Here is a 15,451-nt window from a genome sequence, read left to right as displayed (position 1 = left end):
CCATAAAACAAAAAAGCCTGCAATAGCAGGCTTTTTTGTTATTCATCCGCAGCCAGCTGGACTAGCTATGATACTGCTCGCAAGCATAAAGAGTATTCTCTAATAAGCTCGCAATGGTCATTGGACCAACGCCGCCAGGAACCGGAGTTATAAATGCGGCTTTTTCGGCGGCAATATTAAATTCCACATCACCGACTAAACTGCCGTTTTCCAAGCGATTAATACCGACATCAATCACAATAGCGCCAGGTTTTATCCACTCACCAGGAATGAAACCAGGCTTACCCACAGCAACAACCAATAAATCGGCTTGACGCACTTTTTGCTCTAAGTTTTTGGTAAAACGATGACAGGTGGTTGTAGTACAACCAGCTAATAAGAGTTCCAGTGTCATTGGACGGCCGACAATGTTCGACGCTCCGACAACAGTAGCATCCAAACCGTAAGTATCAATACCGGTAGATTTGATTAACGTCATAATCCCCATCGGCGTACAAGAGCGCAGAACCGGGATACGTTGAGCTAAACGGCCAACATTGTATGGATGAAAACCATCAACATCTTTATCTGGACGAATATGTTCAATGACTTTTGAATCATCAATATGATCAGGTAAAGGAAGTTGTACTAAAATTCCGTCAATATTGGGATTAGCATTACACTCATCGATTAACGCTAATAGTTCAGCTTGGGTTGTACTTGTGTCCAGGTCAAAAGATTGAGATTCAAAACCGACTTCTTCACAAGCTCTGCGTTTACTGCCGACATAGACTTGAGATGCGGCATCACTGCCCACTAAAATAACCGCAAGACCTGGCGCGCGGAATCCAGCTTGTCTTCGAAGTGCTACTTTTTGTTTTAGTGTGGTGCGGATAGATTGTGCAATGGCTTTACCGTCAATAAGTTGAGCAGTCATGGCTGTAGAGTTTCCTTTGAGTGACGCAGGTGTTGAAGTCGATGGTCGAACGGCGGTTATTCTAGCAGGCGCAATGAAGAGTGTCATTTGCTAGACGATGAAAATACAGTGAATAAACTATTCGCGCTATGATGCTAATCATGGTTTTTGCTGCTAAATTCGTCATATAGCATCCAGAGTTAAAAAAATCGTTGACGATATCAAGGTGACTAGTTAAGATGCGCTCCGTTCTCGAGACAACAAGGTTGCTGTATAGCAGTAATAAACATTTCGAAAACAAAGTAAGATTTCGGTGATTAGCGCAGCCCGGTAGCGCATCTCGTTTGGGACGAGAGGGTCAGAGGTTCGAATCCTCTATCACCGACCAAATTAAATGTTATTTGCTATTATTAGCGAATAATAGAACAAGTAAACTTGTTCAGCCAGACAGGAAACAGCTTATTGCTGTAACCATGCGCCCGTAGCTCAGTTGGATAGAGCACCCGCCTTCTAAGCGGGTGGTCGCAGGTTCGAATCCTGCCGGGCGTACCATTTCAATGGTGATTGTAGCTCAGTTGGTAGAGTCCCGGATTGTGATTCCGGTTGTCGTGGGTTCGAGCCCCATCAGTCACCCCATTTTTTTCTGTTCAAATCAACGTGTATTTCGAGACACTCATTGTGTTGCTGAAAAATGTATTTGTTTACCATAGTTGATTTACTGCAATGCATATCCAATCTGATAAAAACTCATTTCGCGCATTAAACGTGCAAACACATCAAAATTGACCATCAGTTAGCCCTTTTATCACGTAAATCGACCTTTTCAGGCTCGACTCTGTTAAAAACGGTAGCTATAATGTCGCGTCTTGATAAATATCAAAAATAAGCTACCTATACCAACAGCGTCTTCAGCATCGATATTATCGCTGTGCTGGGTATCAGAGCTAAACCCGTAGTCAAGAAACGAATATCTAATGGTTGAGTTGTCGACCATTCAAAGAACGTTAGACATATTTCGAGGTAAAAAAATGCAAGTTTCTGTTGAAACAACTCAAGGCCTAGAGCGTCGCCTAACTATTTCTGTACCTGCTGAGCAAATCGAGAAATTGGTTAAAGACAACGTATTGCGTGAAGCTAAGCGTGCTCGTCTTCCAGGTTTCCGCCCAGGTAAAGTGCCTATCGGCGAAATCAACAAGCGTTATGGTAAAGCCATTCGTCAAGACATCACTGGTGAAGTGATGCAACGCAACTTTATAGAAGCTATTGTAGCTGAGAAGTTAAACCCAGCAGGCGCACCAGTATTTACTCCTGGTTCAACTGAAGGTGATTCTTTCGAATTCGTTGCAACATTTGAAATCTACCCAGAAGTTGTTTTAACGGGTTTAGATAGCATTGCAGTTGAACAGCCTAAAGCTGAAGTTAATGATGCAGACGTTGATGTAATGATTGAAACGTTACGTAAGCAACATGCTACTTTTGCTGCTGTTGAACGTGAAGCTACAGCTGACGACAAAGTTAAAATGAACTTTATTGGTTCTATTGATGGTGAAGAATTTGAAGGCGGAAAAGCTGATGATTTTGAACTTCAATTAGGCAGCAATCGTATGATCCCTGGTTTTGAAACCGGTATCATTGGTCATAAAACGGGTGATGAATTCGAAATCGAAGTGACTTTCCCTGAAGATTACCACGCTGAAAACTTAAAAGGTAAGGCGGCTAAGTTCGTTATTACCTTAACTGAAGTTCAAGCAGCTAACTTACCTGAAGTGAATGATGAGTTTGCTTCTTTGTTTGGTATTGCTGAAGGTGGCTTAGATGCACTTAAAGCTGAAATCCGTAAAAACATGACTCGTGAACTAGAGCAAGCGCTGAAAGCGAATGTGAAAGAGCAAGTTATTACTGGTTTATTAGCAGCAAATGACATCTCTATCCCTAAAGCACTTGTTGAAGGTGAAGTGAATGTACTTCGTCAACAAGCAATGCAGCGTTTTGGTGGCCAAACTGAAAATATGCCTGAACTTCCGGCTGAACTTTTCACTGAGCAAGCAGAGCGTCGTGTTAAAATCGGTTTGCTATTAGGCGAAGTGATTAAGACTAACGAGCTAAAAGCTGAAGATGATCGTGTTAATGCATTGATCGAATCTATGGCTTCAGCGTATGAAGATCCATCTGAAGTTGTTTCATACTACAACTCAAATAAAGAACTCATGCAAAACATGCGCAACGTAGCGCTTGAAGAGCAAGCTGTTGAAGCATTGTTAAAATCAGCAAAAGTAACCGTTAAAGACGTTGCTTTTGAAGAATTTATGAACAAGGCTACTGGACGAGCGTAAGCTAAGCTTGACTTAACAAGTGGTTCGCCATTTATAATGGCTCGTATGAGGTTCCTCATGCGGGCCATTTTTATTTTTAGGGAAATGAATAATGCATAAAGCACCAGAATCAGTACTCAATGCTCTTGTACCTATGGTTGTTGAACAAACAGCTAAAGGTGAACGTTCTTATGATATTTACTCTCGTCTATTAAAAGAGCGAGTCATCTTCTTAGTTGGCCAAGTAGAAGAACACATGGCTAACCTTATTGTTGCTCAGTTATTATTCCTAGAGTCAGAAAGCCCAGATAAAGATATTTATTTGTACATTAACTCTCCTGGCGGTTCAGTTACAGCGGGTATGGCGATCTACGACACCATGCAGTTTATTAAGCCTAATGTCAGTACAGTGTGTATGGGGCAAGCTGCTAGTATGGGGGCATTCTTACTTGCCGGCGGCGCTAAAGGTAAACGTCATTGCTTACCTAACTCTCGTGTGATGATCCATCAGCCATTAGGTGGCTTCCAAGGTCAAGCATCAGATATCGCCATTCATGCTCAGGAAATCCTAGGCATCAAGAATAAATTAAACCAAATGTTGGCTGATCATACTGGCCAACCGTTGGAAATCATTGAACGCGATACTGACCGTGATAACTTCATGAGTGCTACTCAAGCTGTTGATTATGGTATTGTCGATTCATTACTAACAAGTCGCGGCTAAAACCGATAGCTGATTTTCTCTAATCTTTCAGGTATTCTGTACTGAAAGACGTTAAGTCATCTATGTGGTTATGATAAGTATCTACAAGCAGCGCTTAGGGTTAACCTAAGTTGGAAACAGAGGTAGAATAATGGGCGATAACAAAAATAACGGTGACAGCGGCAAATTGCTGTACTGCTCTTTTTGCGGAAAAAGTCAGCATGAAGTCAGAAAACTGATTGCTGGCCCATCAGTTTATGTATGTGATGAGTGTGTTGATTTATGTAATGACATCATCCGTGAAGAAATCAAAGAGATTTCACCTAAGCGTGATGAAGACAAGTTGCCGACACCGCATGAGCTACGCAAACATCTTGATGACTATGTAATCGGTCAGGATCAAGCCAAAAAAGTGCTTTCTGTTGCGGTATACAATCATTACAAGCGTTTACGTAATGGCGCAATAAAAGACGGTGTTGAGCTTGGTAAAAGTAATATCCTGCTATTAGGTCCAACTGGTAGTGGTAAAACATTATTAGCTGAAACACTGGCACGCTCACTCAATGTTCCTTTTGCTATGGCAGATGCAACCACGCTAACCGAAGCAGGTTATGTGGGCGAAGATGTTGAAAACATCATTCAAAAGTTACTGCAAAAGTGTGATTACGACGTTGAAAAAGCTGAACGCGGTATCGTCTATATCGATGAAATTGATAAAATCAGTCGCAAATCTGACAATCCTTCAATTACTCGCGATGTGTCGGGTGAAGGTGTTCAGCAGGCGCTACTGAAGCTAATTGAAGGCACGGTAGCTTCTGTTCCTCCACAAGGCGGACGTAAGCACCCACAGCAAGAATTTTTGCAAGTGGATACCTCTAAAATTCTGTTTATCTGTGGTGGTGCGTTCGCTGGACTTGAAAAAGTCATTGAACAACGAGCTCACACAGGAACCGGGATTGGCTTTGGTGCAGAAGTAAAAGGCGAGGCGGATAAAGCCACCATTTCACAAATACTAAGCCAAGTAGAGCCTGGTGATTTAGTGAAATTTGGTTTGATCCCTGAGTTTATTGGTCGTTTACCTGTTGTTGCTACGCTAACTGAGTTAGACGAAGCTGCACTGGTTCAAATTCTATCTGAGCCTAAAAATGCGTTAACCAAGCAATATAGCGCGTTATTTGAGATGGAAAATGTCGAACTTGAGTTCCGTGATGATGCATTACAAGCGATTGCTCAAAAAGCGATGTCACGTAAAACGGGTGCACGTGGATTACGTTCAATTGTAGAAAGCATTTTGCTTGATACCATGTACGATATTCCATCGACTCAGGGAGTGATTAAAGCGGTTGTTGATGAATCCGTTGTTAAAGGTGAATCAGCTCCAATTTTGATTTACGAAAATACAGAGACTCTGGCCGCTTCAGGCGAGCAATAATTGTACTGATAACTAGTAAGTTGAAAAATAAGGAGTCCATTGGACTCCTTTTTTCGTATTGACCATTGAAACTGATAACATCACCCCAATATAATCAGTATTAAGTCTATTTCATTAAACGGAATCGAGCCATGACTAAAGAGCGTGAAGCGCATATCGAACTCCCCGTATTACCACTGCGAGATGTGGTGGTTTACCCGCATATGGTAATTCCGCTATTCGTAGGACGGGAAAAATCAATTCGTTGCCTGGAATCGGCAATGGAACAAGACAAGCAAATTTTATTAGTTGCTCAGCGAGATGCAGATCTTGACGAACCGACCAAAGACGACATTTTTGATATTGGTACCGTTGCCTCTATTTTACAGCTTCTTAAACTTCCTGACGGCACGGTAAAAGTATTAGTTGAAGGTGGCCAACGTGCCAAAATCAAGAAATACACTCAAGAAGAAGAGTTTTTTGCTGCAACGGCTGAATACTTAGAGTCTGAGCAGTTAAGTGATAAAGAAGAAGAAGTCTTAGTACGCAGTGCTATTGGCCAGTTCGAAGGCTACATCAAGCTAAATAAAAAGATCCCACCTGAAGTATTAACCTCATTATCGGGTATTGATGAAGCGGCTCGCTTAGCTGATACCATGGCTGCACATATGCCATTGAAGCTTGAAGATAAGCAATCCGTGCTTGAGATGATCAATGTCGGTGAGCGTCTTGAATATCTGATGGCGATGATGGAATCAGAAATTGACTTGCTGCAAGTTGAAAAACGCATCCGTACCCGCGTTAAAAAGCAGATGGAAAAAAGTCAGCGCGAATACTATTTGAATGAGCAAATGAAAGCCATTCAAAAAGAATTAGGCGATATTGACGAAAGCCACGACGAATTTGAAGTATTGGCGCGTAAGATTGAAGACGCTGGTATGCCAACCGACGCGAAAGAAAAAGCCATTGCTGAATTAAACAAGCTTAAAATGATGTCGCCTATGTCTGCTGAAGCCACGGTTGTGCGCAGCTATGTTGACTGGATGACAGCTGTGCCTTGGAAACAACGCTCAAAAATTAAGCGTGACTTAGCCAAAGCACAAGAAGTACTTGATACCGATCACCACGGACTTGAAAAAGTTAAAGAACGTATTCTTGAGTATTTAGCGGTTCAAAGTCGTGTTAAACAGCTTAAAGGACCTATCTTGTGTTTAGTTGGACCACCGGGCGTAGGTAAAACCTCACTGGGGCAGTCAATTGCTAAAGCCACTGGACGTAAATATGTCCGTGTTGCACTAGGTGGCGTGCGTGATGAAGCAGAAATTCGTGGTCATCGCCGTACGTACATAGGTTCAATGCCAGGTAAAGTCATTCAAAAAATGGCCAAAGTGGGCGTTAAAAACCCATTGTTCTTGCTCGATGAAATCGACAAAATGAGTTCAGACATGCGTGGCGATCCATCGTCAGCCTTGTTAGAAGTACTTGATCCAGAGCAGAACGCAACGTTTAACGATCATTATCTTGAAGTTGATTACGACTTATCTGATGTAATGTTTGTGGCTACGTCAAACTCTATGGATATACCGGGTCCTTTACTTGACCGTATGGAAGTGATTCGCTTATCGGGTTATACCGAAGATGAAAAGCTTAATATCGCGAAGAAGCATTTACTGACCAAGCAAATTGAACGTAATGGCCTTAAAGAAAAAGAAATCATTGTCGATGACAGTGCTATTTTAGGGATTATTCGTTATTACACTCGTGAAGCGGGTGTGCGTTCATTAGAGCGTGAATTATCAAAAATTTGTCGTAAAGTAGTTAAGCATATTCTGCTTGATAAAACAGTCAAAGTGGTTGAAGTTAACCAGGATAATTTAAAGTCATTCCTTGGCGTACAACGTTTTGATTTTGGTAAAGCTGAATCGAATAACCAAATAGGCCAAGTGACCGGACTTGCATGGACTCAAGTGGGTGGTGATTTATTAACCATCGAAGCAACATCTGTAGCAGGTAAAGGTAAATTAACCTACACCGGTTCACTCGGTGATGTCATGAAAGAGTCTATTCAAGCTGCGATGACAGTCGTTCGTGCCCGCGCGGAAAATTTGGGTATTAATAACGACTTTTATGAAAAACGTGATATTCATGTCCATGTACCTGAAGGGGCAACACCAAAAGATGGCCCTTCAGCAGGCGCGGCTATGTGTACTGCGTTAGTGTCGAGCTTAACGGGCAATCCAGTGCGTAGTGATGTTGCCATGACAGGTGAAATAACCCTTCGCGGTGAAGTTCTGCCAATTGGTGGGTTAAAAGAAAAGTTATTGGCTGCACATCGTGGCGGAATCAAGCACGTATTGATCCCTCAAGAAAACGAACGCGATTTGGAAGAAATTCCAGCGAATGTGATTGCAGATTTAACCATTCATCCAGTACGTTGGATTGATGAAGTCCTGAAATTGGCGCTTGAGCGACCAGTTGAAGGCTTCGAAGTGGTCAAAAAATAGCTTGTTAGTCAAAAAATTGCTATAGAGCATAAAAAAAATCAAAAAAGGGGCTTAACAAAACGCTGACCTGTGGTAGCCTAGGTTGGTGGAGAGTCAGACGCACCAAGCCCTTGGGGCATCTGACGTTGAGCTGTATCCAATTTCATTTTTTGGTTTTCGTACTAAGTTTGGTGTGTTATCAAGCTTATAAAATAAAGCCTCCGCAGACCGCTCTAAACATAGATTTGGTTGCGGCGCGACAATAACATTCAAGGGGATGACATGAACAAATCTGAACTAATCGAGAAAATCGCATCTGGTGCTGATATTTCTAAAGCTGCTGCTGGCCGCGCACTGGATTCTTTTATCGCTGCTGTAACGGAAGGTCTTAAAGATGGCGATAAGATTTCTCTAGTTGGTTTTGGTACATTTGAAGTACGTCAACGTGCTGAACGTACTGGCCGTAACCCACAAACGGGTAATGAAATTAAAATTGCTGCTGCGAACATTCCTGCGTTCAAAGCTGGCAAAGCGCTAAAAGACGCGGTTAACTCATAGTTAATAACGTTGCCTTTGTAAGGCATTCGTAATACAAGCACTGCTTAGGCGGTGCTTTTTACGAAAAGCAATATTGTTATGTTCTGCATAATTAATATTGGGAGTATTGGGTCATACCCGTGGTAGCGTCTGATAACTCCATATAATTTACAATAAGGCGCATCCACAAGGTGATGCGCCTTTTTATTTTATTAATCGCAACAAGCGAGAATTCAGATGTTAGAAAAAATTCGTGAAGGATCACAGGGGATTGTTGCAAAAACAATTCTAGTACTTGTGATACTTTCTTTTGCTTTTGCCGGTGTGAGCAGTTATTTAGGCTCAAACACGGGTGTACCTGCTGCTGTTGTTAATGGTGACGAAATTAGTGCCAACGAGCTAGAGCAGGCTTTTCAAAATGAACGCTCTCGTATAGAGCAACAGCTTGGTGAAATGTTTACAGCATTAGCCGCTGACGAAAGTTATATGAATGGCATTAAACAAAACGTACTGGATCGTTTAATTGCTGACAAACTCATTGATCAAGCAGCCAATAAACTCGGCTTGCGTGTATCTGATGAGCAAATTAAAAAAGCTATTATTGAAGAGCCTGCATTTCAAACTGACGGTAAATTTGATAATGAGCGCTATCTAGCGGTATTGCGTCAGTTAGGCTATCAAACCACAAGTTTTAGAAACATGATGCGCGTCGATATGACCCGTCGTCAGTTATTAAATGCACTCGTGGGCAGTGAGTTTGTGTTAGACGGTGAAGCGAAGCAACTTGCTGAAGTCCAAGGTCAAACTCGTGATATCCGTTATCTCGTTGTTGATTCAACGCCTTTCTTATCAACTGTTTCTGTGTCTGATGAAGAAGCGCAAAGCTATTATGATGCTAACGTGTCGCAATACATGAGCCCTGAAAAAGTTAGCCTAGAGTATGTTGAATTAAATGCTGCTGACATGGCTAAAAACAGTGACGTCTCTGACGAAGAAGTGAAAACTTATTACGACGAGAACAAAGCACAATATCAAACAGCCGAAAAACGTCTTGCTGCGCATATTTTTGTTGCCGCAACAGATGATGACAGTGCCGACAAAGCTAAAGCTGATGCAATTGAAGCTAAGTTAGCCGCGGGTGAAGATTTTGCCGAAGTGGCTAAAACGGATTCTGATGATAACCTTAGCGCACAAGAAGGCGGTAAGTTAGATTGGTTTGAACAAGGTGTGATGGATCCTGCATTTGATGAAGCGCTTTTTGGATTACAAAAAGGTCAAGTTTCATCTATTGTGAAAAGTGAGTTCGGTTATCACATCATCAAGCTATTAGATGTTCAAGCAAGTCAAGCTACTGCTTTTGAAGATGTTAAAGAGAAAATTGTTGCTCAACTTCAAGAAAAGAAAGCACTTGATGTGTTTTATAGCTTACAAACCAAATTAGCTGATACCAGTTACGAAATCCCGGATACTTTAGCCGAAACAGCCCAAGCAGTTAATGCAAAAGTGCAATCAACGGCGTTATTTTCTCGTGATGATGTACCCGCTGAGTTCAATAACCCTGAGTTCATCAAAGCAGCATTTTCTGACCAAGTATTAGCGAGCGGTTTGAATAGTGATGTCATTGAGCTTGCGCCAAACCATGTTGTGGTTGTGCGCATGAAAAAACATCAGACTGCTGGCATCATGAGTTTTGCTGATGTTAAATCGGGTATTGTTGAACGTTTGAAGCAAGATAAAGCCAATGACGGTGCTCGTGATAAAGCTGCTGAGTATATGGCTCAGTTAAAAGCGGGTAATGATACCTTAACGGGCGCATCATTAACCACGTTAGCTAAGTTAGGTCGTTTTAATCAGGATATCGATCAAGCTATCACCAATAAAGCCTTTAAGATTGCTGCACCTGCTGAGAATAGTGTCACTATTGATACCGCAGCGTTAGCAACTGGTTATGCGGTGATTGTAGTTGATAAGGTCAATGAAGCCGAAGGCATTAATGACAATCTGATTAAGTCGCTTAAACAGCGTATTGCACCTCAATACAGCGAAGCTGATTACCGTGCTGTAGTTGCCTCACTTAAAGCTGATGCTCAAATTGAGTATCCTGTAGCAGACTAATTACGTTTTGTAGTCAATGAAATATTAAAGACCTAGGCTCACGTCTAGGTCTTTTTGTTTATAAGGGGATATCAACCATGAGCAAGGTAACTAGAGAACAAACGAGTAAATTGTTTGCCTTATCGCACTATAATGATGATTCATTCGAGTCCCTTAAAGGAGTGGATTTACAGTTCAACAACATTACGTTTGAGCGCTGTTACTTCATGCAATGTGATTTTAACCAGAGCGATTTCTATCATTGCCAATTTATCGATTGTACTTTTAGTCAGTGTAACTTGAGTGTGTTGTCTGTGATTGATACTGAGTTTGATGCCGTTATTTTTCGCGACTGTAAAGCTATAGGTATTGATTGGACTAAAGCCCATTGGCCACAATTTATGACCCAAACTACGATTCAGTTTGAACGATGTTTGCTCGACGGCAGTAATTTTTACTCACTTAATTTACCCGAGCTTACACTTGTTGATTGTCGTGCCCATGATGTCGACTTTAGAGAGGCTAATTTAACTAAAGCCGATTTGCGGTTAACCGATCTTAATCTAAGTCAATTTAGTCATACTAATTTAACTGGCGCCAATTTTACTGATGCGTCGAATTATCAAATTGATATTACGGCTAATACCGTTAAGCAAGCCATATTCAGTCGATTTGAGGCACTGAGTTTGCTAGAGGGTTTGGATATTCAATTAGTCGACTAGTTTACATCGTCACCTTTTTAACCCCAAAATGCGCTGATTAGACGCGCAGAAACCACAGGTTAATTTACATTTTTTTCGTTATGATAAATATTAGGCTGCGATAATTTACTTCAAAAGGAGAGGGCATGAGCCACAGACTAGATCAAGCATTTGAGCGGGCACTTGCCTATTTAGATCAACACTTAAATGAGCCAGTTGACTTCAACATGTTGGCCAATATTGCCCAGCTTCCCCAAAGCCACTTTGAAGCGTTATTTTATGCGCTGTACCACATATCAATTGAAGCTTATGTCGAACTGCTTAAAAGCTTAGAGGCCGCCCATTTATTAGGTTTTGGTAAGCAGGTACCTTTTGCCACTATAGCGGCAAAACTGGCTTATCGTAACCAACAACACTTTATCGAATCGTTCACTCGCAGTATTGGTCAAAGCCCTGAATCGTTCCAACAAGCGCCTGATTGGGGCAATTTTTTTGCTAAGCAACAACCGCTAAAATCGTTTCAAACGGAAGTTAATCAGCAAGATGAGCAATCTTATTCAGTTGAGATTGTATCGTTTGCTGCGCAAACATTAGCTGTGATGGAACATCATGGTGATCCCTCGTTATTACCTCAAACCATTGCGCGATTTATTGAATGGCGTCGCCAGCACGGTTTATCTCCTATGGGCAGTCAAACCTTTAATCTGTTTTATTCAACCTCTGAGTCAGCTGCTAAAGCGCAATATCGAATTGATATTGGTGTCTCGTTAGCTAACGAGACACTGACAAGCTTAGAGCCAGTGGCGTTAGAATCGAGCCAGATTAAACTTAAATCGATCCCACAGGGACGATGTGCCATGATCCGTTTAAGTGGCGAGCAAGCGGTCAATGATAGTGGCTTAGGTGCTGCAATAGACTACCTGTATCGCAATTGGCTTAATTTGAACGATGTCAGCTTAAGGAATTTTCCATTGTTTGTGCAGCGAGATGTGATTGCTGACAAGATGACCGAAGAGCAACAAGCCAAATCGTTAGCGGGTTCACCGCAACTGCTTATCTTTTTACCCATAGTTTAAGTTTGTGTTGCAGCGAATATATCCAACATGCAGCGTGAGTGACACAATGCTAACATGTGTTAATTCTCAGCGTGATCGCTGAAGATTAAGACAATAAAAAAGCCATAATGCACGGCATTATGGCTTTTTTGTTCACACTAGCTAAGAGCGATATTATTTATAATTCAATTACATCAAAGCTAACATTAGGATCGACTTCTGCATCATAATCGATACCATCAATACCAAAACCGAACAGTTTTAAAAACTCTTCTTTGTATTCATTGTAGTCTGTTAATTCGCTCAAGTTCTCAGTAGTGACTTGTGGCCATAAATCACGACAATGCTGCTGGATTTCTTCACGAAGTTCCCAGTCATCAAGGCGTAAACGGTTTTCACTATCCACTGCGGGTGCTTGGCCATCAACACGATACAGGCGCTCACTAAACAAACGCTGTATTTGCTCAATACAGCCCTCATGTAAGCCTTCTTGACGCATCTTTTTAAACACCATAGCAATATAAAGAGGCATGACTGGAATGGCTGAGCTTGCTTGTGTCACGACACTTTTTAGCACTGCAACGTTAGCTGAGCCGCCAGTAGCAGATAATTTGCTGTCAAGGGCGTGGGCTGCACGGTCTAAATCCATTTTGGCTTTACCTAAGGCGCCATGCCAATAAATAGGCCAAGTTAATTCAGTACCAATGTAGCTATATGCAACTGTCTTACAGTTGTCAGCTAATACGCCAGCGTCGCTTAGCGCACTCATCCATAATTCCCAATCTTGGCCGCCCATTACCGTGACGGTATCAGTAATTTCTTGCTCAGTTGCAGGCTCTACAGAAGTGTCAATAATGGTGTTTTTGTTGGTATCAACAGCCGTGGCAGTATAAGTTTGGCCAATGGGTTTCAGTGATGAACGGATAACTTCACCTGTGTCTGGCATTTTACGAACCGGTGAGGCTAACGAGTACACCACCATGTCGATTTGACCTAAATCTTGCTTGATCAATTCAATGACTTTTTGTTTCGCTTCATGGCTGAATGCATCGCAGTTGATACTTTTTGAATATAAGCCTTCTGCTTTAGCAAACTTATCAAATGCCGCTGTGTTGTACCAACCTGCTGTACCAGGTTTAGTTTCAGAGCTGGGTTTTTCGAAAAATACGCCGATGGTTGCAGCGTCGCTTCCAAATGCTGACGTGATACGAGATGCAAGGCCATAGCCACTTGAAGAGCCGACAACCAATACTTTTTTAGGGCCATTAGCAATTTTGCCTTTGGCTTTAATGAGTTCGATTTGTTCTTTAACGTTAGCTTCACAGCCAACAGGATGAGTTGTGGTACAAATAAAGCCACGAATTTTAGGTTTAATAATCATATTTAAGCTTCTTCCTTTAACATTGGCTCTAGGATAAATAGTTCGACGGCCAAATGGCACTAATTTTTACAAAAACGGCCTCTAAACCATAGTGGTTGGAGCAGTTTAGCGTTTTTGCATAAATTGACTTTGTTCTTGAATTAGTCGCTGAGTATATTCATGCTGTGGTGAAGTAAATAAGGCTTCTGTGGTTGTTTTTTCAACCATATGACCATTTTGCAACACCATGATTTTATCGCTCACATGTCGGATAATATTGAGATTATGCGAGACAAAAATATACGATAACCCCATCTCTTTTTGCAGCTTTAATAGCAGATTAATAATTTGAGATCTAACCGATAAATCTAAAGCTGTTAGTGCTTCATCTGCAATAATAATTTTAGGGTTAAGCATTAAGGCCCGCGCAACGGCGACTCGCTGTTTTTGCCCTTCTGAAATCATGTGTGGATAAAACTCTGCGTGTTCTGGTAATAAGCCCACTTTTCTTAAGGTTTCAATCACCAAGGTTTTACGCTCTTGTGAGTTTAGCTGAGTATTAAACCGTAAGGGTTCTTTAAGCAAGTTGCCAATCGATAAACGTGGGTTTAGCGAGGTCGTTGGGTCCTGGAAAATCATCCGGATCAAACGACAGCGTTGTTTTAAATTACGTGAACCTAAGGCTTCACCTTCAAAAAATATTTCGCCGCCACTGCGTTGTTCTGCGCCCACGAGAATTCTGGCTAGGGTACTTTTACCTGAACCAACAGTCCCTACAATCGCTAAGGTTTCACCACGACCCAGTTCAAATGAAACTGGAGATAATGCCTGATAGTATTGAGGTTTAAAATGCTTGTAACCAGTTAAGTATTGTTTACTTAAGTCGGTAACTTTAAGCAATGGCGTCGTCATCTTCTTGCTCACTTTGATAAGGGAAATGGCAGGCGAAATAGCGGTCTTTTATATGTTCAAGATTAGGCTGTTTTACACATTTTCTCTGCGCTTCTGGACAGCGAGGACCAAGTCGACAACCGGCTGGTAAATGTTGTAAAGACGGTGACGAGCCTTGTAATGTGGGCAAGGTTGCCTTGTGACGCATTTTTTCAGTGTGGTCAGGCAGGTTTTTTAATAATGCCCGAGTATAAGGGTGATAGGGCATTGCGACCATTTCGCTCACAGGTCCAGATTCCATCACCTGACCACTGTACAAAATCGTTAAGTTATCACACCAATGCACCATGGTTTCAAGTTCATGACTTACTAATAAAATCGACACATTTTGCAGTTGGTTGAGTTGCGATAACAATCTAAAAATTTGCGCTTGGGTATTGACCTCCATGGAGTTGGTCGGCTCATCGGCAATCAATAATTTAGGATGATTCGCTACCGCCATCGCAATCATCACTTTTTGACATTCACCTTCGGACAATTCCCATGGATAACATTTCATCAGCATTCTGGGCTTCTTTATGCCAACTTTGTGAAGCCATTTCTGGGCATTTAAATAGGTATCATGTCCACGGCGCCAAAAAGGAATGTTTTTGTTGGGCACCATAGCTTCGATTAATTGACTACCTATGGTTTTAACTGGGTCCAAACTGCCTGACGGATCTTGGAAAATCATTGCCATTTCGCTACCCATTAGGTTACGTCTTTGTTTGGCGCTCATTTCCAATAGATTTTTTCCATCCCACATCATACGATCGGCAATAATATGCCAATTAGGACCGAGCACGCCTAATATTGCTTTGGCTAATAAACTGCGTCCCGAGCCTGATTCACCTACCAGCCCATGGATCTCTCCGGGATTGATGGTCAAACTGACTTTTTCAAGCACTTTTACTGTGCCCTCAGGGGTATCTAATTCAATGGTGAGATTACGAATATCAAGTAAAGGCAT

Annotated in this window: 12 protein-coding genes and 3 tRNA genes; 11 read left to right on the top strand and 4 right to left on the bottom strand. The window is 41.8% G+C overall.

Annotated elements, in window-relative coordinates; all coding sequences use genetic code 11:
- Nucleotides 1-61 precede the first annotated feature (61 nt).
- Nucleotides 62-916 (bottom strand): bifunctional methylenetetrahydrofolate dehydrogenase/methenyltetrahydrofolate cyclohydrolase FolD, encoded by an 855-nt coding sequence (gene folD / locus H5123_RS03385; protein WP_182697030.1) that lies wholly within the window; start codon nucleotides 914-916, stop codon nucleotides 62-64.
- A 290-nt stretch (nucleotides 917-1,206) separates the two neighbouring features.
- On the opposite strand from folD, the gene H5123_RS03380 reads away from it, so the two are divergent.
- The 11 genes from H5123_RS03380 to H5123_RS03330 all read left to right on the top strand — a co-directional run bounded on the left by H5123_RS03380 (nucleotide 1,207) and on the right by H5123_RS03330 (nucleotide 12,212).
- A tRNA-Pro gene (locus H5123_RS03380) sits at nucleotides 1,207-1,283 on the top strand.
- 87 nt (nucleotides 1,284-1,370) lie between these two features.
- Nucleotides 1,371-1,447 (top strand) — tRNA-Arg (locus H5123_RS03375).
- An 8-nt stretch (nucleotides 1,448-1,455) separates the two neighbouring features.
- Nucleotides 1,456-1,531 (top strand) — tRNA-His (locus H5123_RS03370).
- A 392-nt stretch (nucleotides 1,532-1,923) separates the two neighbouring features.
- Nucleotides 1,924-3,228, top strand: coding sequence for a trigger factor (tig, locus tag H5123_RS03365; RefSeq protein WP_124016531.1), 1,305 nt, complete (start codon nucleotides 1,924-1,926; stop codon nucleotides 3,226-3,228).
- A gap of 91 nt (nucleotides 3,229-3,319) precedes the next feature.
- A complete protein-coding gene (clpP, locus tag H5123_RS03360) occupies nucleotides 3,320-3,931 on the top strand; it encodes an ATP-dependent Clp endopeptidase proteolytic subunit ClpP (RefSeq protein ID WP_124016405.1) in 612 nt (203 codons plus the stop codon).
- Between the two features lie 130 nt (nucleotides 3,932-4,061).
- Nucleotides 4,062-5,342 (top strand): ATP-dependent protease ATP-binding subunit ClpX, encoded by a 1,281-nt coding sequence (gene clpX, locus H5123_RS03355; protein ID WP_124016406.1) that lies wholly within the window; start codon nucleotides 4,062-4,064, stop codon nucleotides 5,340-5,342.
- Nucleotides 5,343-5,473: 131 nt separating this feature from the next.
- The gene (lon, locus tag H5123_RS03350; protein WP_124016407.1) at nucleotides 5,474-7,825 is read left to right on the top strand and encodes an endopeptidase La; all 2,352 of its coding nucleotides are present in this window, start codon (nucleotides 5,474-5,476) and stop codon (nucleotides 7,823-7,825) included.
- 261 nt (nucleotides 7,826-8,086) lie between these two features.
- Complete coding sequence (locus H5123_RS03345) at nucleotides 8,087-8,362, top strand: HU family DNA-binding protein (protein ID WP_124016408.1); 276 nt, start codon at nucleotides 8,087-8,089, stop codon at nucleotides 8,360-8,362.
- A 216-nt stretch (nucleotides 8,363-8,578) separates the two neighbouring features.
- Nucleotides 8,579-10,456 (top strand): SurA N-terminal domain-containing protein, encoded by a 1,878-nt coding sequence (locus H5123_RS03340; RefSeq protein WP_182697029.1) that lies wholly within the window; start codon nucleotides 8,579-8,581, stop codon nucleotides 10,454-10,456.
- A 77-nt stretch (nucleotides 10,457-10,533) separates the two neighbouring features.
- On the top strand, nucleotides 10,534-11,157 hold the full coding sequence (locus H5123_RS03335) for a pentapeptide repeat-containing protein (RefSeq protein WP_182697028.1): 624 nt from the start codon (nucleotides 10,534-10,536) through the stop codon (nucleotides 11,155-11,157).
- A 125-nt stretch (nucleotides 11,158-11,282) separates the two neighbouring features.
- Nucleotides 11,283-12,212: a GyrI-like domain-containing protein gene (locus tag H5123_RS03330; RefSeq protein WP_182697027.1), complete on the top strand. Its 930-nt coding sequence runs from the start codon at nucleotides 11,283-11,285 to the stop codon at nucleotides 12,210-12,212.
- A gap of 157 nt (nucleotides 12,213-12,369) precedes the next feature.
- On the opposite strand, the gene fabV is transcribed toward H5123_RS03330, so the two are convergent.
- The 3 genes from fabV to H5123_RS03315 all read right to left on the bottom strand — a co-directional run bounded on the left by fabV (nucleotide 12,370) and on the right by H5123_RS03315 (nucleotide 15,451).
- Nucleotides 12,370-13,572, bottom strand: a complete 1,203-nt coding sequence (gene fabV / locus H5123_RS03325) for an enoyl-ACP reductase FabV (protein WP_182697026.1) — start codon at nucleotides 13,570-13,572, stop codon at nucleotides 12,370-12,372.
- Between the two features lie 105 nt (nucleotides 13,573-13,677).
- A complete protein-coding gene (locus tag H5123_RS03320) occupies nucleotides 13,678-14,463 on the bottom strand; it encodes an ATP-binding cassette domain-containing protein (RefSeq protein ID WP_124016413.1) in 786 nt (261 codons plus the stop codon).
- Nucleotides 14,444-15,451 carry an oligopeptide/dipeptide ABC transporter ATP-binding protein gene (locus H5123_RS03315; protein ID WP_124016414.1) on the bottom strand — a complete coding sequence of 336 codons (1,008 nt, stop codon included), beginning with the start codon at nucleotides 15,449-15,451 and terminating at the stop codon, nucleotides 14,444-14,446. Before H5123_RS03315 ends, H5123_RS03320 begins: the two co-directional genes overlap by 20 nt.

Origin of the sequence: Shewanella sp. SR43-4, from assembly GCF_014163845.1 — a bacterium.
Classification (GTDB): domain Bacteria; phylum Pseudomonadota; class Gammaproteobacteria; order Enterobacterales; family Shewanellaceae; genus Shewanella; species Shewanella vesiculosa.
The sequence above is the reverse complement of the archived record's forward strand: the minus strand, read 5'-3'. Positions and strand labels throughout refer to the sequence as shown.